The sequence below is a fragment of the Variovorax sp. PAMC26660 genome (genome assembly GCF_014302995.1).
Classification (GTDB): Bacteria; Pseudomonadota; Gammaproteobacteria; order Burkholderiales; family Burkholderiaceae_C; genus Variovorax.
The window spans coordinates 217,754-233,899 of record NZ_CP060295.1 but is presented as its reverse complement, the minus strand read 5'-3'; the positions used below and the strand labels follow the sequence as shown (position 1 = coordinate 233,899).

At 66.5% G+C, this 16,146-nt stretch carries 21 protein-coding genes; 13 read left to right on the top strand and 8 right to left on the bottom strand.

What is annotated here, in order from left to right; all coding sequences use genetic code 11:
• The first annotated feature begins 68 nt into the window (after positions 1-68).
• The 5 genes from egtB (at position 69) to H7F35_RS01125 (ending at position 4,785) form a co-directional block, all read left to right on the top strand.
• A complete protein-coding gene (egtB, locus tag H7F35_RS01145) occupies positions 69-1,346 on the top strand; it encodes an ergothioneine biosynthesis protein EgtB (RefSeq protein ID WP_187111163.1) in 1,278 nt (425 codons plus the stop codon).
• A gap of 2 nt (positions 1,347-1,348) precedes the next feature.
• Complete coding sequence (egtD, locus tag H7F35_RS01140; protein ID WP_187111162.1) at positions 1,349-2,362, top strand: L-histidine N(alpha)-methyltransferase; 1,014 nt, start codon at positions 1,349-1,351, stop codon at positions 2,360-2,362.
• 811 nt (positions 2,363-3,173) lie between these two features.
• Positions 3,174-3,455 carry a DUF427 domain-containing protein gene (locus H7F35_RS01135; RefSeq protein WP_187111161.1) on the top strand — a complete coding sequence of 94 codons (282 nt, stop codon included), beginning with the start codon at positions 3,174-3,176 and terminating at the stop codon, positions 3,453-3,455.
• Positions 3,452-4,207, top strand: a complete 756-nt coding sequence (locus H7F35_RS01130) for a 2OG-Fe dioxygenase family protein (RefSeq protein ID WP_187111160.1) — start codon at positions 3,452-3,454, stop codon at positions 4,205-4,207. The genes H7F35_RS01135 and H7F35_RS01130 overlap by 4 nt, the downstream gene beginning before the upstream one ends.
• Before the next feature lie 140 nt (positions 4,208-4,347).
• The gene (locus tag H7F35_RS01125; protein ID WP_124457957.1) at positions 4,348-4,785 is read left to right on the top strand and encodes a universal stress protein; all 438 of its coding nucleotides are present in this window, start codon (positions 4,348-4,350) and stop codon (positions 4,783-4,785) included.
• Here the strand turns inward: H7F35_RS01125 and H7F35_RS01120 are convergent.
• The gene (locus H7F35_RS01120) at positions 4,775-5,449 is read right to left on the bottom strand and encodes an RluA family pseudouridine synthase (protein ID WP_187114089.1); all 675 of its coding nucleotides are present in this window, start codon (positions 5,447-5,449) and stop codon (positions 4,775-4,777) included. The two genes, H7F35_RS01125 and H7F35_RS01120, sit on opposite strands and share 11 nt — an antisense overlap.
• A 99-nt stretch (positions 5,450-5,548) precedes the next feature.
• Between H7F35_RS01120 and H7F35_RS01115 the strand changes: the two genes are divergently transcribed.
• On the top strand, positions 5,549-6,868 hold the full coding sequence (locus H7F35_RS01115) for an MFS transporter (protein ID WP_410010753.1): 1,320 nt from the start codon (positions 5,549-5,551) through the stop codon (positions 6,866-6,868).
• Here the strand turns inward: H7F35_RS01115 and H7F35_RS01110 are convergent.
• From H7F35_RS01110 to H7F35_RS01100, 3 genes are read right to left on the bottom strand one after another with little or no spacing between them, the layout of a single operon-like run.
• A complete protein-coding gene (locus tag H7F35_RS01110; protein WP_187111159.1) occupies positions 6,865-7,146 on the bottom strand; it encodes a 2Fe-2S iron-sulfur cluster-binding protein in 282 nt (93 codons plus the stop codon). The two genes, H7F35_RS01115 and H7F35_RS01110, sit on opposite strands and share 4 nt — an antisense overlap.
• A 2-nt stretch (positions 7,147-7,148) precedes the next feature.
• On the bottom strand, positions 7,149-7,445 hold the full coding sequence (locus H7F35_RS01105; protein WP_187111158.1) for a VF530 family DNA-binding protein: 297 nt from the start codon (positions 7,443-7,445) through the stop codon (positions 7,149-7,151).
• Positions 7,442-7,591 (bottom strand): hypothetical protein, encoded by a 150-nt coding sequence (locus H7F35_RS01100; RefSeq protein ID WP_013542593.1) that lies wholly within the window; start codon positions 7,589-7,591, stop codon positions 7,442-7,444. Before H7F35_RS01100 ends, H7F35_RS01105 begins: the two co-directional genes overlap by 4 nt.
• A gap of 85 nt (positions 7,592-7,676) precedes the next feature.
• Here H7F35_RS01100 and H7F35_RS01095 point away from each other — a divergent pair, with 85 nt between their 5' ends.
• The 3 genes from H7F35_RS01095 (at position 7,677) to H7F35_RS01085 (ending at position 9,897) form a co-directional block, all read left to right on the top strand.
• Positions 7,677-8,195: a GNAT family N-acetyltransferase gene (locus H7F35_RS01095; protein WP_187111157.1), complete on the top strand. Its 519-nt coding sequence runs from the start codon at positions 7,677-7,679 to the stop codon at positions 8,193-8,195.
• Complete coding sequence (locus H7F35_RS01090; protein WP_187111156.1) at positions 8,195-8,872, top strand: PepSY-associated TM helix domain-containing protein; 678 nt, start codon at positions 8,195-8,197, stop codon at positions 8,870-8,872. The genes H7F35_RS01095 and H7F35_RS01090 overlap by 1 nt, the downstream gene beginning before the upstream one ends.
• A gap of 116 nt (positions 8,873-8,988) precedes the next feature.
• On the top strand, positions 8,989-9,897 hold the full coding sequence (locus tag H7F35_RS01085) for a DUF808 domain-containing protein (protein ID WP_187111155.1): 909 nt from the start codon (positions 8,989-8,991) through the stop codon (positions 9,895-9,897).
• Between the two features lie 27 nt (positions 9,898-9,924).
• Here H7F35_RS01085 and H7F35_RS01080 read toward each other — a convergent pair whose 3' ends face one another.
• Positions 9,925-10,137: a hypothetical protein gene (locus H7F35_RS01080; RefSeq protein ID WP_187111154.1), complete on the bottom strand. Its 213-nt coding sequence runs from the start codon at positions 10,135-10,137 to the stop codon at positions 9,925-9,927.
• 25 nt (positions 10,138-10,162) lie between these two features.
• The gene (locus tag H7F35_RS01075) at positions 10,163-11,350 is read right to left on the bottom strand and encodes a YncE family protein (protein ID WP_187111153.1); all 1,188 of its coding nucleotides are present in this window, start codon (positions 11,348-11,350) and stop codon (positions 10,163-10,165) included.
• A 103-nt stretch (positions 11,351-11,453) separates the two neighbouring features.
• Between H7F35_RS01075 and H7F35_RS01070 the strand changes: the two genes are divergently transcribed.
• From H7F35_RS01070 to H7F35_RS01055, 4 genes are all read left to right on the top strand, one after another.
• Positions 11,454-11,948: a GNAT family N-acetyltransferase gene (locus H7F35_RS01070; protein WP_222621998.1), complete on the top strand. Its 495-nt coding sequence runs from the start codon at positions 11,454-11,456 to the stop codon at positions 11,946-11,948.
• Between the two features lie 22 nt (positions 11,949-11,970).
• Positions 11,971-12,243: a DUF2164 domain-containing protein gene (locus H7F35_RS01065; protein ID WP_187111152.1), complete on the top strand. Its 273-nt coding sequence runs from the start codon at positions 11,971-11,973 to the stop codon at positions 12,241-12,243.
• A 96-nt stretch (positions 12,244-12,339) separates the two neighbouring features.
• The gene (locus tag H7F35_RS01060) at positions 12,340-12,762 is read left to right on the top strand and encodes a hypothetical protein (protein ID WP_187111151.1); all 423 of its coding nucleotides are present in this window, start codon (positions 12,340-12,342) and stop codon (positions 12,760-12,762) included.
• 18 nt (positions 12,763-12,780) lie between these two features.
• A complete protein-coding gene (locus tag H7F35_RS01055) occupies positions 12,781-13,578 on the top strand; it encodes an enoyl-CoA hydratase/isomerase family protein (RefSeq protein WP_187111150.1) in 798 nt (265 codons plus the stop codon).
• Between the two features lie 34 nt (positions 13,579-13,612).
• On the opposite strand, the gene H7F35_RS01050 is transcribed toward H7F35_RS01055, so the two are convergent.
• Complete coding sequence (locus tag H7F35_RS01050) at positions 13,613-14,716, bottom strand: M14 family metallopeptidase (protein ID WP_187111149.1); 1,104 nt, start codon at positions 14,714-14,716, stop codon at positions 13,613-13,615.
• A 43-nt stretch (positions 14,717-14,759) separates the two neighbouring features.
• Positions 14,760-16,076, bottom strand: coding sequence for an MFS transporter (locus H7F35_RS01045; RefSeq protein WP_187111148.1), 1,317 nt, complete (start codon positions 16,074-16,076; stop codon positions 14,760-14,762).
• Positions 16,077-16,146: the final 70 nt, after the last annotated feature.

Genomic DNA, 16,146 nt, shown 5'->3' with positions numbered 1-16,146 from the left:
CGTTCTGTCCTACGCACGGCCGCAACCTGAATGGGCTAAAACTTGCGGCTGACCCCACTGGAGACCCCATGACGCTTTCCCGGCCGATCACACAGGCGGCGGGCGCACTGCGCGACAAGTTTCGTGAGGTGCGCGCCATGAGCCTGGCGCTTGCCGCGCCGCTCTCGTCCGAAGACCAGTGCATCCAGTCGATGCCCGATGCGAGCCCGACCAAGTGGCATCTGGCGCACACCACCTGGTTCTTCGAGACCGTGCTGCTGCAGCCGCATGCCGCGGACTATCAGCCTTTCGATCCGCGTTTTCATTACCTCTTCAACTCGTACTACGAAGCGCTGGGGCCGCGCCATCCACGGCCGCATCGCGGGCTGCTGACACGGCCTTCGGTGGACGAGGTGCATGCGTACCGCCGGCATGTGGACGAAGCAGTGGTGGCGCTGCTCGAAGAGGGCGGGCTCGATTGGGCTGCGATCGAGCCCATCGTCACGCTCGGGCTCAACCACGAGCAGCAGCACCAGGAGCTGTTGCTCACCGACATCCTGCATGCGCTGTCGTGCAATCCGCTGCTGCCGGCGTACAAGCCTGCGAGCGGGCCGGCTGTGCGATTGGCTGCCGTGCCGCCCGCGGTGCGCTGGCTGTCGCGGCCCGGTGGTGTGGTCGAGGTGGGGCATGCAGGCCCCGATTTTTCTTTCGACAACGAAACGCCACGCCATCAGGCGTTGGTGCTGCCCTATGCCATGGCCGACCGCCTGGTGAACTGTGGCGACTACGCGCAGTTCATTGCCGATGGTGGCTACCAGCGGGCCGAACTCTGGCTGTCCGATGGCTGGGCTGCGGTGCAGGCGAATGGCTGGCGTCATCCGGCGTACTGGCTTGCGCCGGACGACCCGCGTCTTGCAGTCGGTTTGCAGCCGCAACAGCAACAGCCGTCGCCGCAAGGCGCTGCTGCGGGCTGGCATGTGTTCGGTCTTCATGGTGTGCGCCCGATGGAGGCCGATGCGCCGGTGGCACAACTGAGTTTTTACGAAGCTGCCGCGTATGCCGAATGGGCCGGTGCGCGACTGCCGACCGAGTTCGAGTGGGAAGCCGCATGCGACGCTCCCGGCATCGTGCAGATGACGGGCCATGTCTGGCAGTGGACGCGCTCGTCCTACGATCCGTATCCGGGTTTCCGCCCGATGCCCGGCATCGCGGCCGAATACAACGGCAAGTTCATGGTGGGGCAACTTGTGTTGCGCGGTGGCAGCGTGGCCACGCCGGCCGGGCACACGCGGCCCAGCTATCGCAACTTCTTTCCGCCGGCGGCGCGCTGGCAGTTCTCGGGGCTGCGGCTCGCGAAAGACCTTTGATCATGCGCAATCCAAACACCTCGCCTTCTTCGCTGTCGTTCGTGTCCGCGAAGCCGCAGCAGCAGTCATCGCAACGCGCGCCATCGGCGGGCGAGCCGCTGTCCGAATTCGGGCGAGAGATGCAGGCAGGCCTTGCGCGCACGCCGCGCAGCATTTCGCCCAAGTTCTTCTACGACGCGGCGGGGTCGCAACTGTTCGATCGCATCTGCGAGTTGCCCGAGTACTACCCCACGCGCACCGAGCTGCGGATTCTTGGCGAGTGCGCGGGAGAGATCGCCGGGCAGATCGGGCCGAATGCCGAGATCGTCGAGTTCGGCGCGGGGTCGCTGACCAAGGTGCGCCTGCTGCTCGATGCGCTGGAGACGCCCAAGCGTTATCTGCCCATCGACATTTCAGGTGAGCATCTCGAAGCTGCGGCCGAGCGGTTGAAGGCGGACTATCCGAAGCTCGTGGTGCAGCCCATTGCTGCGGACTACACGATGCCGCTGGTGCTGCCTGCGCCGATGGCCGGGGCCGGGCGGCGCGTGGGGTTCTTTCCGGGGTCGACGATCGGTAATTTCGAGCCTGAAGAGGCCCTGGCCTTCCTGCAGTTGGCTGCGCGGATGCTGCGTGGGGGTGGGCTGCTGATCGGGGTCGACCTGGTGAAAGATCCGGGGCGTCTGCATGCGGCTTACAACGATGCGCAAGGGGTGACGGGTGAGTTCAATCTCAACCTGCTGCGCCGGGCGAATTCGGAACTGGATGCGGACTTCGATCTGGATGGGTTTGCGCACGCGGCGTTCTACAACGCGCCGCGGCAACGGATCGAGATGCACCTTGTGAGTCGGCGGGCCCAGACCGTTTCCTTGAAGGGGGAACAGTTCGGGTTTGAGGAGGGGGAGACGATTCATACGGAGTACTCGCACAAGTTCACTGTGGATGGGTTGCGTGCTTTGGCTGTGCGGGCGGGGTTTCGGCCTGGGGCTGTTTGGACCGATCCTGAAAAGCTCTTCAGCGTTCACTGGTTGCTTGCCTAGTTTGGGTTCCGAGGCCGGGTCTCGGCCCGGCGGCCGACCTACTTTTCTTTGCTTCGCCAAAGAAAAGTAGGCAAAAGAAAGGCGACCCTGCTGTCTGCGACCCTTCGCTGCGCTACGGGCGACCTGCGGTGCACGACGCCGGTGGGGGTCCGCAGAACTCGCTTCGCTCAGACAGCTGCGGCCCTGATCCCACCGGCGCCGAGCACCGCAGGCGCAGCCAGAAGGGGTTTGGAAACCGTACGGGCCTTTGCTTCGCTCGGCCACCAAGGCACTCCTGCGCTGCGCGCCGCGGTGCCTTGGGATGGCGCATCGAGTTCGACGGTGGCTGGTGCTGATGGCTGCTGCCTGCGGGCGGTTCCCGGGCCGAGCGAAGCGACGGCCCGAGTTGTCTCCAACCCCCTCTGGCTGCGCCGAGGAGCGGAGCGTTTCGCGGATCAGGGCCGCAGTTGTTTGAGCGAAGCGAGTTCTGCGGACCCCGCGAAACGTGAGCACCGCAGGTTGCCCCGTAGCGAAGCGCAGGGGTCGCAGACAGCGGGGTCGCCTTTCTTTTGCCTACGTTTCTTTGGCGAAGCAAAGAAAAGTAGGTCGCCCGCCGGGGCGAGACCCGGCCTCGGGAAGCAAACCTTCGACCGGAAAAACAAACTCCCAGCTTCAGAAAACAAACAAAGCAATAGTGCCCATATCGCCCTGAAAAAAATGACCACCACAAGCAACGGCACAATACCCCCCAGCCCCGTGCGGCAGCGCAACGGCCAGCGCCCCCGCCACCTGCGCTGACGCGCAGCACTCCCTCCCTCTGGAGACCAAGACCATGAAAGCAACCTGGAACGGCGTCACCATCGCCGATAGCGACGACACCGTGCTCGTCGAAGGCAACCACTATTTCCCGATGAGTTCGCTCAATCGCGATCACGTCACCTTCAGCAACCACAAGACCACCTGCCCCTGGAAGGGCACCGCGAGCTATTACTCGCTGCTGGTCAATGGCGAGCTCAACACCGACGCCGCCTGGTACTACGCCGACCCGAAGCCCGAAGCCGAGGAAATTCGCGACCGCGTCGCGTTCTGGAAGGACGTGAAGGTCGCCGCGTGACAACGGCCGCATTCACCCCGCCCTTCATCAACCCCGCCGAACTGCCCGCCGCATTGCGCGAGCAGGGTTATGCTGTGCTGAGCCCGCAAGGCGTGTCCGACTGGCTCGGCGTGCCGCTCGCGCAACTCAACGCACTGCATGCGGACTGGAACGATCTGCCGCCCGACGACTACCTGAAGGACGGCGGCCGCTATCGCACGCGGCGCCATGCCTGCTTCACCGTCGAGGCCGACGACCACGCCACGCTGCAGCAAGTGCCGCATCGCGCGCACTGGCAGCCGGTGGAGTACAACGCGCTGCACGGCGGCATGCAGCGCTGGTTTGCGCCGATGCTGGACGCCACGGTGGCACAGCCGGTGTGGCAGCGGCTGCTGCAGCAGCTCGGCAAGGCCAGCAGCGACATGCGCGGTGCACCGCAGCGCTGGTACGTCGAGGCGCACCAGTTCCGCATCGACACCGCCGGCGGCATCGGCCGCCCGACGCCGGAAGGTGCGCATCGCGATGGCGTCGATCTGGTCGCGGTGGCGCTGGTCGGGCGCCAGGGCATCAAGGGCGGCGAAACGCGCGTGTTCGAGGCCAACGGCCGCCGCGGCGAACGCTTCACCATGACCGAGCCGTGGACGCTGCTGGTGCTCGACGACGCACGTGTGATTCACGAATCGACGCCGATCCAGCCGATGGAAGAGGGCGGCGACGGATGGCGCGACACGCTCGTGGTCACCTGCCGCGCCAAGGGTTTCCAGGGGGAATAAACCCTCTGCGCGGCATGCGCACGCAAGCCGTGCGCCGTCGCTGGCTGGAGTCCTACAGCCACCCTTGGGAACAGAGGTTAAATTCGGGGCCCGGCTCGAGATCGAGCCGTGTCTGTCTGCGAACGAAAGCGAGGTCCGCCATGTTCAATCACATCCTGGTACCCATCGACGGCTCCGAAACTTCCATGCTCGCGGTCAGCAAGGCCAGTGGCCTGGCGTTGGCCTTTGGAAGCCGCATCACGTTGATTCACGTGATCGACAACTACCCCTTCATCGGCGTGGGCGCGGACTACGCGCTCGGCCAGAACGAATACCTGGCTGCCGCCACGGCGAGCGCCAATGCAGCCCTGGCACGCGGCGTCGCGGCGCTGGCGGCCGAGGGCCTGCACAGCGACCAGCGTGTGATCGACGGCCACGTGGTGCACGAAGGCATCGTCGACACCGCCATCGCCATTGCAGCCGACCTGATCGTGATGGGGTCGCATGGCCGCAGCGGCATCGAGAAACTGCTGCTCGGCAGCGTGACGCAGCGCGTGCTGCAGGACGCGAACATGCCGGTGCTGGTCGTCAAGGGCTGAGCAGCGCAAGAGAAAAGCCGGGCGGGCTCTTCCATCGAAGGTCTTGCTGCGTCACCGGGTGCACGAAACCCAGTTCGCTCGCATGCAACAGCAGGCGCGGAGCACGCGCCTGCACTGCGGCATCGCCGTACAGCGCATCGCCGAGGATCGGATGCCCGATCGACAAGAGATGCACGCGCAATTGATGGGTACGGCCGGTCAGCGGCTCCAGCAACACATGCGTGGCTTCGGGTTCATCGAGCGGCGTCGTTGAAGCCAGCGCACGCCAGCGCGTGATGCTGGGTTTTCCGTCCGGATCGGTTTTTTGCAGCGGACGGCGCGGCCAGTCGGCCATCAGCGGCGCGTCGATCAGCGACCAGTCCTCGCGCAGCGACATGCGTCCGTCGACGATCGCTTCGTAGCGCTTGTGCACCCGGCGCTCGGCGAAGGCTGCGCTCAGTGCGCGCTGCATCTCGACGCCGCGCGCCATCACCACAAGGCCGCTGGTGCCCATGTCGAGGCGATGCACGATCAGCGCATCGGGCCATTGCCGCAAGGCGCGTGCGCTCAGGCAGTCCTGCTTGTCGTCGCCGCGGCCGGGCACGCAGAGCAGGCCGGCGGGCTTGTCGAGCACCAGCAGGAACGGGTCTTCGTGGATCGGTTGCAGAAGCGGTGGCACGGTCATGGATGCCGCCGAGTTTAGAGAGCCGCGTTCCCAGGGGCAGGGCGGGGCGCTCATGCCCGCTCATGCCCTGCTCATGGAGCCTCGGCTATCCTCGAACGAATGTCCGGCCCTGCCCCAGCCTCTTCCCCCTCTCCAGACGCCGCCGCCATTGCGCCCGGCAATCTCCCTTCGCCGAGCTTTTCCGACCTGACGCGCGAGCGCCCGTTCATGCAGATGTGGACGGCGCGGCTCTTTGGCACGGCTGCTTCGCAGATGCTGCTGGTGGCCATCGGCTGGCACATGTACGAACTCACCGGCAGCGCCTGGGATTTGGGCCTCGTGGGCCTTTACCAGTTCGTGCCCGCGCTGCTGCTGGCGCTGCTGGCCGGCCACATCGTCGATCGCCACCATCGCGGTCGCATCGTGGCCGCCTGTTTCGCGGTACAGGGGCTGGTGGCGCTGGTGCTGCTGCTGGCGGTGCAGGAGAAGCACGACACACGCGGCCTGCTGCTGGGCCTGTCGCTGGTGCTGGGGGCGGTGCGCGCCTTCCAGATGCCCGCGCAGCAGGCGCTGACCCCACTGCTGGTGCCGCCGACCATGCTGGCGCGCGCGATGGCCTTCAGCTCGGCCGGCATGCAGGGCGCGATCATCGGCGGGCCCGCGCTCGGCGGGCTGCTGTTCGTGGCGGGCATGGCGGTGGTTTACGGCGCCAGCGTGGCCTTCTTCGCCGTGGCCTGCGCGCTGGTGCTGCGGCTGCGCTATGCCTACACGCCGGCCGCACGCGAGCCGGTCACGCTGGCCACCGTGTTCGCGGGCGTCGACTTCATCTGGAAACGCAAGCCCGTGCTGGGTGCCGTCTCGCTGGACCTGTTCGCGGTGCTGCTCGGTGGTGCCGTGGCGCTGCTGCCGATCTATGCCAAGGACATCCTGCACACGGGGCCGTGGGGGTTGGGCCTGCTGCGCGGCGCGCCCGCGGTCGGCGCGCTGGTGATGTCGATCGCGCTCACGCGGCGGCCAGTCGAGCGCCACATCGGACGCACGTTGCTGATGGCGATTGCGCTGTTCGGCCTGTGCATGGTGGTGTTCGGCCTGTCGAAGAGCTTTGTCGTCTCCCTGATTGCGCTGGCGGTGTCCGGTGGGGCCGACATGGTCAACGTGGTGATCCGCCAGACGCTGGTGCAGCTCGAAACGCCCGACGCCATGCGCGGGCGGGTGAGCGCGGTCAATTCGATCTTCATCGGTGCCAGCAACCAGCTTGGCGAATTCGAGTCAGGCGCCACGGCCGCATTGCTTGGGCCGGTCGGCTCGGTGGTCGTGGGTGGTGTGGGAACTGTGCTGGTGGCGCTGACCTGGTTCCGGCTGTTCCCGTCGCTGGCGCAGCGGGACCGGATGGTGGTGGCAATGCCCGCCGCCGCCGTCAAATCGCCCGGAACGGCCTAGAAAACCGAGAACGCCTTCGGCACGTCGAGCACGAGGTCGCTCAGCGCCTCGGCCACGCAGGGAAGAATCCAGCCCTCGTCCTTTTCATCGGCGCTCAGGCCGGGCCATTCGATGATGTGGCGCGTTTCGCCGGACAGCCGCTGGCAGATGCAGGTGCGGCAGGTGCCGTTGCGGCACGAACTCGGCAGCTCGATGCCGGCCGCTTCGGCGGCCTTCAGGAGCGTGGTGCCGGCTTCGGTCTCGAAGTCCAGCCCGGATGGTTCGAGTCGGACCCTCATCGTCACGGTTGCTGCGGGTCTTGCGGGGGTTGTTGCTGCTGCTGTTCGCGGCGTTGCTCGCGCAGCATGAAGAGATAGAGGCTCTCGACCTTCTCGCGCGCCCAGGGTGTCTTGCGCAGGAACTTCAGGCTGGAGCCCACGCTCGGGTCGATCGCAAAGCAGCGGATGGGCACCAGCTCGCCCAGGTGCTCCCATCCGTAGTAGTCGGCCAGCGCCGTCACGATGGCCTCCAGCGTGAGCCCGTGCAACGGGTTCCGGGGCTGGATCGGCTTGCCTGGCGCTGGCGTCTCGTCGGTCACTTGTTCTTGAGCTTGCCGCGCGGAATCACCGCGGTGGTGATCGTGCGGACCGGCTCGATGCCGCCCGTGCCCACGGGCTTCGGTGGCGAGGTGTCCTTCTTCGGTTTCTTCGCTTCCTTGGTGCTGCGTTGCTGACTCTTGGCCATGTATTTCTCCTGTTGATACGACGGATACACCGGGCAGTTTAGCGGTGCGGCGACAATACGAGGTTCCATTGATTCCCCCGCATCCATGTCAGATTACGAAGTTCGCCCCGCCACCCTGCGCGACGCCAAGGCCGTCGCCGAAGTCCATGCCCTGGCCGCCAAGGCCGCCTACGAAGGCATCCTCTCCGAAGAAGACCTGCGCGTCATCGCTCCCGCCTCGCGCGAAGCCAAGTGGCGCGAAGCCATCGAATACAGCGAGCCGCAGGTGCGCGTGGCCGTGCTGGGCAGCGAAATCGTCGGCTTTGTCGGTTTCGACCGCTCGCGCGACCCCAAGACGCCGCCCACCACGGGTGAAATCTGGGCCATCTACGTCAAGCCCGAACACTGGGGCAAGGGCGTCGGCGTGGCCCTGTGGGACGCCGCGCGCGAAGGCCTGGAAGAAGAAGGCTGCAGCACGGTCACCATCTGGGTGCCCATCCGCAACGACCGCGCCATGCGCTTCCATGAACTCGCCGGCTTCAAGCGCGAGATGAAGACCGCCAAGACCACCGCACTGGGCACCGTGCGCGTGGAAGAAATCCGCCTCAAGCGCACCGTCGCCTGATGGACCGCGACAGCAGCCTCGGCCACACCGCACGCGTGCGGGCCCACCAGCGCCGCACGACCATCGTGCAATGGATTCGCCGCACCCACGGCTGGTTCGGGCTGTGGGGCGCGGTGCTCGGGTTGCTGTTCGGTTTCAGCGGCATCTGGCTCAACCACCGCAATGTGTTGAAGCTGCCGCAGGCCCAGGAGCGCACCCGCGCCCAACTGGCGCTGCCCGACCCGGTGCCCGAAACGCCCGAGGCCATGAGCCAATGGCTGCAGGGCGCGCTGCGCATGAGCGGGCCGCCCAATTCCACGCGCATCGAGCCGGCCAAGCCGGTGGCCTGGGCCGACAAGAGCGACAAGAGTGCCCCGGCGCTCACGCAGCCGGCGCACTGGCTGTTCAATTTCGGCGGCCCGAACGAAGTGGTGCAGGCCGAGTACTGGCAGGGCAATCGCTCGGTCGGTGTGAACACCACGCACAACGGCTTTGTCGCCACGCTCACCAACATGCACAAGGGCGGCGGCATGCCGCTGCCGTGGATTTTGCTGGTCGACACGCTGGCCGGCAGCCTGATCTTCCTGTCGCTCTCGGGCGTGGCGCTGTGGATGCTCACGCACCGCCGCCGCGTGGGGCTGGCGCTGTTCGGCGCCTCGCTGGCCGCCATGCTGGCGATCGCGCTCAGCGCGCTCTGATCCGCAAATAAATTCCGCATCCGGCCCCGCGTTCGGGGCGGGGGCGTACGGTTATTGCCGGGGTGGCCGGCGGCTGCGGATAAGCTCGCCGCTTCTTTTCTGCCCCTTCCTTGCCCATGGCCACCAGCCTGCTCCTGCTGCTCGACGACATCGCGACCGTCCTTGACGATGTGTCGATCCTTACCAAAGTGGCCGCCAAGAAGACGGCCGGTGTGCTGGGCGACGACCTGGCGCTCAATGCGCAGCAGGTGTCCGGCGTCAGGGCCGAGCGCGAGATTCCGGTGGTGTGGGCGGTGTGCAAGGGCTCGTTCGTCAACAAGCTCATCCTGGTGCCCGCGGCGCTGGCCATCGGCACCTGGCTGCCCTGGCTGGTGACGCCGCTGCTGATGGTGGGTGGCGCTTTTCTCTGCTTCGAAGGCACCGAAAAGCTCGCGCACAAGTTCCTGCACAAGAAGGAACACGAGGCCGACACCGAACGCCACGAAAAGGCTGTGGCCGATGTTGCGGTCGACGTGGTCGCGGTGGAAAAAGAAAAGATCAAGGGCGCGGTGCGCACCGACTTCATTCTCTCGGCCGAAATCATCGCCATCACGCTCGGCACCGTGCAGGGCCAGCCTTTCATCACGCAGCTCAGCGTGCTGGCAGGCATCGCGCTGATCATGACCATCGGCGTGTACGGCCTCGTGGCCGGCATCGTGAAGCTCGACGACGCGGGCCTCTACCTGAGCCAGCGCGCCAGCGCGGCTGCACGCGCCCTGGGCCGCAGCATCCTGGCCACGGCGCCCTGGCTCATGAAGGGCCTGTCGGTTGCCGGCACGGCGGCCATGTTCCTCGTGGGCGGCGGCATCCTGGTGCACGGCGTGCCCTCGTTCGGCCATGCGATCGAAGACTGGGCCAAGGCCACGGGCGGCGTGTTCGGCACGCTCGGCTCGATGGGCGTGAACGCAGGCGTGGGCCTCGTGGCCGGCGCCATCGTGCTGGCGGGCGTGGAACTCTTCGGCAAGCTGCGCGGCAAGAAGGCTTGAGCCTGTCTCGCCGCGCGTTCGTACCTGCTACTGGCGCGACTTGCCGCGCTTGACCAGCTCGACCACGATCAGCGCAGCCCCCAGCACCAGCGCGAACCAGCCGACCAGGTAGGCGCCCGCCACCATCTCGAACCAGCGCGTGCCCTGCAGGAAGCGGGGCCCCAGCAGAACGGCGACGCCGATCACCAGGCAGAGGATGCCGCGTTCGAGCGTGCGGAGTTGTCGTTTGGGTTGCGCCATGGATTCTTCGTCGGGGATGAGTGGGTCAGTGCGTCATTGTCCCGCGCATCGAGGCCGGATGCCCCTGCAGCGGGAATGACTTGCCGGTGGGCACCAGCGCCTCGCCATCGAGCCGCAGGATCGTGATGTCCTGGTCGATGAAGTTGCCCACGTAGAGGTACTTTCCATCGGCGCTCCACACCGCGCCTTCGGGCAGGCCGCGCACCTCGACTTCGTTGGCACGCGTAACCTTCTTGCCGTCGATCTTCAGCAGCACGACCGAGCCGTTGCGGTTGTAGAAGTAGGCGTTCTTGGCCGCGTTGCTGCCGCGCAGGATCACCGCCACGGCATGCTTGCCGGTCGGGCTTACGGCCAGGCCTTCGGGGCCGTCGCCGACCACCACCTTGTCGACCACGCGCGGCGGTGCGGCCTCCATGTCGATCACGCTCACGGTGTCGATCTGGCCATCGGACGCGCCCGAATTGCCGTTGTCCGCCGTCAGCGCGAGCTTGCCGTCAGGTGTCACGTCCACGTTGTAGGGCCACAGGCCGGCCGCGAGGTCGACCTTGTTGTAAGTGACCTTCTCGCCGTTCACGTCGAGCAGCGCGATCTTGTGGCTCGGAAACTTGGCCGCCAGCGCACGCTTGCCATCGGGCGTGAAGCGCACATGCGCCACCGAGTCGCCCATGGCCACGGTGTCGATCAGCGTGACTTTCTTGCCAGCGATGCGCAGCACGCTGACCGAGTTGTCGGCGCGGTTGGCCACTAGCGCGAGGTTGCCCGCGCGGTTGATCGACAGGCCCGAGGGCTGCTTGCCGATCTGCAGCGTGTCGATCAGCCTGGGCGGCGTGGTCGTCAGGTCGATCACGAAGAGGCGGTTGTCGGGCACCTGCTTGCGCGCGCCGTTCTCTTCAACCACGTTGAGCGAATTGGCGACCAGCGCCAGCGTTTCACCGGGCGTGATCGCAAGGTTGGTCGGCGGACCGGCGATGGTGTTGTCGAGCTGCAGCGTGCCGATGACCTTGGGCGCCAGCGGGTCGGTGCCGATGTCGAGCACCTGCACCGTGTCGCGCCCCATCGGCCCGAGGATCACGCCGCCGGCGTCGTTCCACGACTGCTTTTCGTCGTTGGCGACCAGCATCAGTTGGCGCTGCGGCACCGTGGGGGTCATGCTGTTGCAGCCGGCGAGTGCGGCCAGGGCGAGGGCCGCCAATGCGGCAGGGCGAAACTTCATGGTGTTGTCTCCGTGTTGTTATGTCGTCGTTGTTGCGCAGGCGGCGGGGCCCGGCAGCGGATGGTAGCGAGAATGCGAAAAGTCGCAGCCATCCGGTCCCGCCATGAACACCTCGACGAACGCTTCTCCCATCGCCGCCAGCGCCCAGGTGCGCGAAGCCGTGATGGCCGACCTTGGCGCGGTGCAGGCGCTGTACGCCGAACTCCGGCCGCATGACCCGATGCTGGCGCCGGAAGAGGCGAAGCGGCTCTGGGCCGGCATCGTCGACAACCCGCATGCCTGCATCGTCGTCGCGCAGATCGACGGCCAACTGGGTGCCACCTGCATGCTGGCGACCCTGCCGAACCTTGCCAGCGGCGGCCGGCGCATCGGTGTCATCGAACACGTCATCACGGCTGCCGCCTTTCGCAGGCGCGGGCTGGCCCGCGTGGTGCTCGGACATGCACTCGCGCTGGCGTGGCAGCAGGGCTGCTGCAAGGTGATGCTGTTGTCGGGCATGGCGCGCGAGGAGGCGCATGGCCTCTACGAATCCGTCGGGTTTCGCGGCGACGTGGAGCGCGGCTTCGTGGCCAAGCCAGGCCCCGGCACAATCGATTGACCCAATCCCAGGGAGACGAACCGTGAGCATCGAGATATCGAAGGAAGCGCGACAGCAGGCCATCGCGTCGATCGAGCGCTATTTCCGCGAGAACATGGAAGAGCCGATCGGCAACATTGGAGCCGGTGCGCTGCTCGGTTTCTTTCTCGAAGAGGTTGGCCCGGTCGTCTACAACAAGGCCGTGACCGACGTGCAGGAGCGCTTGCAGTCCCGGCTTTCGGAAGTCGACCTCGAAGTGCACGAGGACGAATTCCAGTATTGGCGCAAGTTCGACAAACAGAAAAAGGGCCGGTAAATGCCGACCGCTCCACCGGGCGTCGAAATCACGACGTAGCGCCGACGCATCGTTTCCAATTCAAAAATGCTTCCAAACGTTGCAGAATCCGAAGCCATGCAACACCACCGCACGCCCATCCGCTTCATGTTCCGTTCGCTGCCACGCACCCTTGTCGCCTTGCCCCTCGTGCTGGCGGCCTCGCTGGCCGTCGCGCAACAGGACCCGTCCGTCTTTCCGCTGGATTCGGTCGGTTACCTGAATGAGGAATTGCCCCGCATGGAGGCCGCCATTGCCGCGAAAGACCGCAGCTTCTTCCACGGCGCGATGGTCCGCACGGTGGAGTTTTCCGAGCGCTGGGGCTTCAAGGTCAAGGCCAACCCCGATCTGGCGGCCTACCCGATGTGTACGGCGGCGGTCATGGACTACGCGGTGGTCGGCATGTGCAAGCTCACGCCTTCCGAAGAGTGCGAACCCGGGTTGGCGTCGCGTTTCGATGCCAACGTGCAGCGCTGCCGCGAAGTGGCGGCCAGAAAATAGACGAAAGAGACACCCGCCATGGACTACGCCCGCTACCAGACCCTTGCCATCACGCGCCGAGGCACCCATGGGGCGGTCCTCGACATCCAGATGCGCGCGGCCAACGGCAAGCTGCCCACGGCGGGCCATGACGGCCATCGCGAGCTGGCCGAAATCTGGCGCGATGTGTCGGCCGACGACAGCGTGCGCTGCGCGGTGCTGCGGGGCGAAGGGCAGGGCTTCTCGGGCGGCGGTGACCTCGCCATGGTGCAGGACATGACCACCGACGACGCGGTGCGCCAGCGCGTGTGGAGGGAGGCGCGCGACCTCGTCTACAACATCATCAACTGCGACAAGCCCATCGTGAGCGCCATGCATGGCCCGGCAGTGGGTGCGGGGCTGGTGGCGGGCCTGCTGGCCGACATTTCCATCGCCACGAAGAACGCGAAGATCGTCGACGGACATACGCGGCTCGGCGTGGCGGCGGGCGACCATGCGGCCATCGTGTGGCCGCTGCTGTGTGGCATGGCCAAGGCCAAGTACCACCTGCTGCTGTGCGAGCCGGTGAGCGGCGAGGAGGCCGAGCGCATCGGCCTCGTGTCGCTCGCTGTGGACGAGGCTGACCTGCTGCCGCGCGCCTACGAAGTGGCCGACCGGCTGGCCGCCGGCAGCCAGAGCGCGATCCGCCTGACCAAGTACGCGTTGAACAACTGGCTGCGCCAGGCCGGCCCGACCTTCGACGCCTCGCTGGCGCTCGAATTCATGGGCTTCGCGGGCGCCGACGTGCGCGAGGGCGTGGCCTCGCTGCGCGAGCGGCGCGCGCCGAACTTCGGCTGAAGAAGAAGTCCGGCGTCTGCCGGACTCGTCGACATCAGGCCTTGCGCAAGCCTTGCAGCGTCTGCAGCAGCACGACGCGCGTCTGGCCCAGCACCATGCCCTTCCATTCTTCGTTGTCGCAGTAGAAGGCGTCCCGCAGTTGCGCGCGAATCTCGCGCTTTTGCGCTTCCGATGCTTCGGGATGGCGGCGCAGCCAGGTGTCGGCGCGCAGGCGCACCAGCACCTCCAGGTCGGGCAGCGTGCCGAACTCCAGGCCCATCGGCGCGACGCGCGCGTTCGGGCATTCGTCGTAGGCGGTCGAAATCACCGGCCCCGATACGTCGGCTGAAGCCGAGTCGCCGGCAAAGGGCGCGAACACATCGGCGCCCCACCATGCATGCGCCAGCGCGAGGTCTTCGGGCGTGTTGCGGCCCGGGTAGATCTTCTCGCCATGACCGTAGGGGCCAAGGCCGGTGTGCACGTCGATCCAGCCGATGTGCGTGGCCGATGCCGCGTACTTGCGCAGGATCGCGCGAATGGTCTTGTTGCTCCACGACGGCGCGGTGCCACCGTAGAACAGGCCGTCGGGCGAGGTGTACTGGCCCTTGGTGACGGCCGCGCGAAAGGCGGTCATGCCGTGCTTGCCGATGTAGGCGGCCACGGCCGCGTCATCGGCGGGTGTGGGCGGCCAGTTTGCGGGCAGCACCAGCGGCTCGACCTCGGCGTACCCGGCGTTCACCGGCAGCGGCGTGTTGAAGTCGATGTGGTTGCGGTTCAGGTCGATGTTGTCTTCGTTCGTGCGGTGCAGGTGCGAAAAACCGTGCGGGTTCACCGCATGCACCAGCAGCAGCGCCACACCGGCCTGTTCGAGCCGGCTCAGCAGATCGGCGTCGTTCAGCGTGGCGACCTGCGCGCCCGAGCCGCAGAAGCCTTCGGGGCCGTGCGTGCCCGAGGTCACGAGCAGCAGTTTCTTGGCGTCTTTCGCGCCGATCAGCGCCACGTCGGTGGCGAGTTCTTCGCCGAGCGCGCCGCGGTGTGCTTCGAGCACGAAGGATTCAATGGCCGCGCCGCGCTGCGCAGCGGCTTCAAGGAACTTGGCGCGGGCTTCGACATACGTGCCCGAGAAATGGCGGGTGGCGGCGGTGCGTTGTGTTTGCATGGAATGGCTCCTGTCCGGAAAGTGGGGGCGAATGTGTTGTCAGTCAGGTTCGCGCGTACGCGTTGGCGGCATCGATGTCGCGGCCGGTGTGGTCGCGCAGCCAGAGCAGGCCCAGCAGCGAGACCACCGTCATTCCCACCAGGTACCAGGCCGGTGCGAGCTTGCTGCCCGTGGCATTGACCAGCCAGGTGCTGATGAACGGCGCGAAGCCACCGAACAGCGCCACGCCCACGCTGTACACCAGCGACATGCCGCTGGCGCGCACCGCCTTCGGGAACATCTCCGGCAGCATCGTGATGCCCGGCACCGTCTGCGCCACGAGGCCGACGCTCAGTGCGCCCAGCACGATGAACAGCACGGTCGGCGTCGGCGAGGTGTTGAGCCACAGGAAGGCCGGGTAGATCAGGATCGCGAGCGCGACGCGGCTCCACAGAATCAGCGGCTTGCGGCCCACCACGTCCGACAGCTTGCCGACGAAGGGCGCGAGCGCGAACGAGATCAGGCCGGTCAGAGCCGCACCGATCAGCGCCACCGATGGCGTGAGGCCCAGTTCGCGCACGGCGTAGGTCGGCATGTAGAAGGTCACCACATAGGCGGCCGTGGTGCCGCCGACCAGCGCAAGAATGGCGGCCAGCACCGTCTTGCCGTGCTGCGTGCAGACGATCTTCAGGCTGCTTTCACGTGGCTTGGCGGCTTCTTCCGGCGAGATGTGGAGCGATTCCTCAAGGTGGCGGCGGATGTACATGCCCACCGGCGCGATCAGCATGCCGAGGACGAACGGCACGCGCCAGCCCCAGCTTTGCATGGCTTCCGTGGACAGCGAGGCAGTCAGCACGCCCACTACTGCGGCGCCGAGCAACACGCCCAGGCCCTGGCTTGCGAACTGCCAGCTTGCCATGTAGCCGCGGTTGGCCGGCGTGGCGTGTTCGACCAGCAGCGTGGTCGATGCGCCCACTTCGCCGCCGGCCGAGAAGCCCTGGATCAGCCGCGCCAGCACGATGAGGATGGGCGCCGCGACACCGATGCTGGCGTAGGTGGGCGTGAAGGCGATCATTGCGCAGCCCAGGGCCATCAGAAAGATGGTCAGCGTCATGGCCTTCTTGCGGCCTGCGCGGTCGGCGTACGCGCCGATGATGATGCCGCCCAGCGGTCGCATGATGAAGCCGACACCGAAGCTGGCCACCGTCAGCAGCAACTGGCCGTACGAATTGAAGGTCGGAAAGAACAGCTTGCCGATCACCAGGGCCAGAAAGCCATAGACCGTGAAGTCGAAGAACTCCAGTCCGTTGCCGATGGTGGTCGCCACGATGGTCTGGCGCCTGCGCGCGGGCGCCGAGGACGGCGTGCTTGGAATGTTCATGTCTCTCCAGTGTGTGCTTTGCTTTTCGTGGATGTCGGTCGAAGGTATCTACACCCCGACCGCGCCGGAT

Excerpts from the sequence above, each read along its gene's own strand:
- egtB (WP_187111163.1), top strand. The coding sequence starts at position 69 with ATGACGCTTTCCCGGCCGATCACACAGGCGGCGGGCGCACTGCGCGAC.
- egtD (WP_187111162.1), top strand. The coding sequence starts at position 1,349 with ATGCGCAATCCAAACACCTCGCCTTCTTCGCTGTCGTTCGTGTCCGCG.
- H7F35_RS01135 (WP_187111161.1), top strand. The coding sequence starts at position 3,174 with ATGAAAGCAACCTGGAACGGCGTCACCATCGCCGATAGCGACGACACC.
- H7F35_RS01125 (WP_124457957.1), top strand. The coding sequence starts at position 4,348 with ATGTTCAATCACATCCTGGTACCCATCGACGGCTCCGAAACTTCCATG.
- H7F35_RS01120 (WP_187114089.1), bottom strand. The coding sequence starts at position 5,449 with ATGACCGTGCCACCGCTTCTGCAACCGATCCACGAAGACCCGTTCCTG.
- H7F35_RS01115 (WP_410010753.1), top strand. The coding sequence starts at position 5,549 with ATGTCCGGCCCTGCCCCAGCCTCTTCCCCCTCTCCAGACGCCGCCGCC.
- H7F35_RS01110 (WP_187111159.1), bottom strand. The coding sequence starts at position 7,146 with ATGAGGGTCCGACTCGAACCATCCGGGCTGGACTTCGAGACCGAAGCC.
- H7F35_RS01100 (WP_013542593.1), bottom strand. The coding sequence starts at position 7,591 with ATGGCCAAGAGTCAGCAACGCAGCACCAAGGAAGCGAAGAAACCGAAG.
- H7F35_RS01095 (WP_187111157.1), top strand. The coding sequence starts at position 7,677 with ATGTCAGATTACGAAGTTCGCCCCGCCACCCTGCGCGACGCCAAGGCC.
- H7F35_RS01090 (WP_187111156.1), top strand. The coding sequence starts at position 8,195 with ATGGACCGCGACAGCAGCCTCGGCCACACCGCACGCGTGCGGGCCCAC.
- H7F35_RS01085 (WP_187111155.1), top strand. The coding sequence starts at position 8,989 with ATGGCCACCAGCCTGCTCCTGCTGCTCGACGACATCGCGACCGTCCTT.
- H7F35_RS01080 (WP_187111154.1), bottom strand. The coding sequence starts at position 10,137 with ATGGCGCAACCCAAACGACAACTCCGCACGCTCGAACGCGGCATCCTC.
- H7F35_RS01075 (WP_187111153.1), bottom strand. The coding sequence starts at position 11,350 with ATGAAGTTTCGCCCTGCCGCATTGGCGGCCCTCGCCCTGGCCGCACTC.
- H7F35_RS01070 (WP_222621998.1), top strand. The coding sequence starts at position 11,454 with ATGAACACCTCGACGAACGCTTCTCCCATCGCCGCCAGCGCCCAGGTG.
- H7F35_RS01060 (WP_187111151.1), top strand. The coding sequence starts at position 12,340 with ATGCAACACCACCGCACGCCCATCCGCTTCATGTTCCGTTCGCTGCCA.
- H7F35_RS01055 (WP_187111150.1), top strand. The coding sequence starts at position 12,781 with ATGGACTACGCCCGCTACCAGACCCTTGCCATCACGCGCCGAGGCACC.
- H7F35_RS01050 (WP_187111149.1), bottom strand. The coding sequence starts at position 14,716 with ATGCAAACACAACGCACCGCCGCCACCCGCCATTTCTCGGGCACGTAT.
- H7F35_RS01045 (WP_187111148.1), bottom strand. The coding sequence starts at position 16,076 with ATGAACATTCCAAGCACGCCGTCCTCGGCGCCCGCGCGCAGGCGCCAG.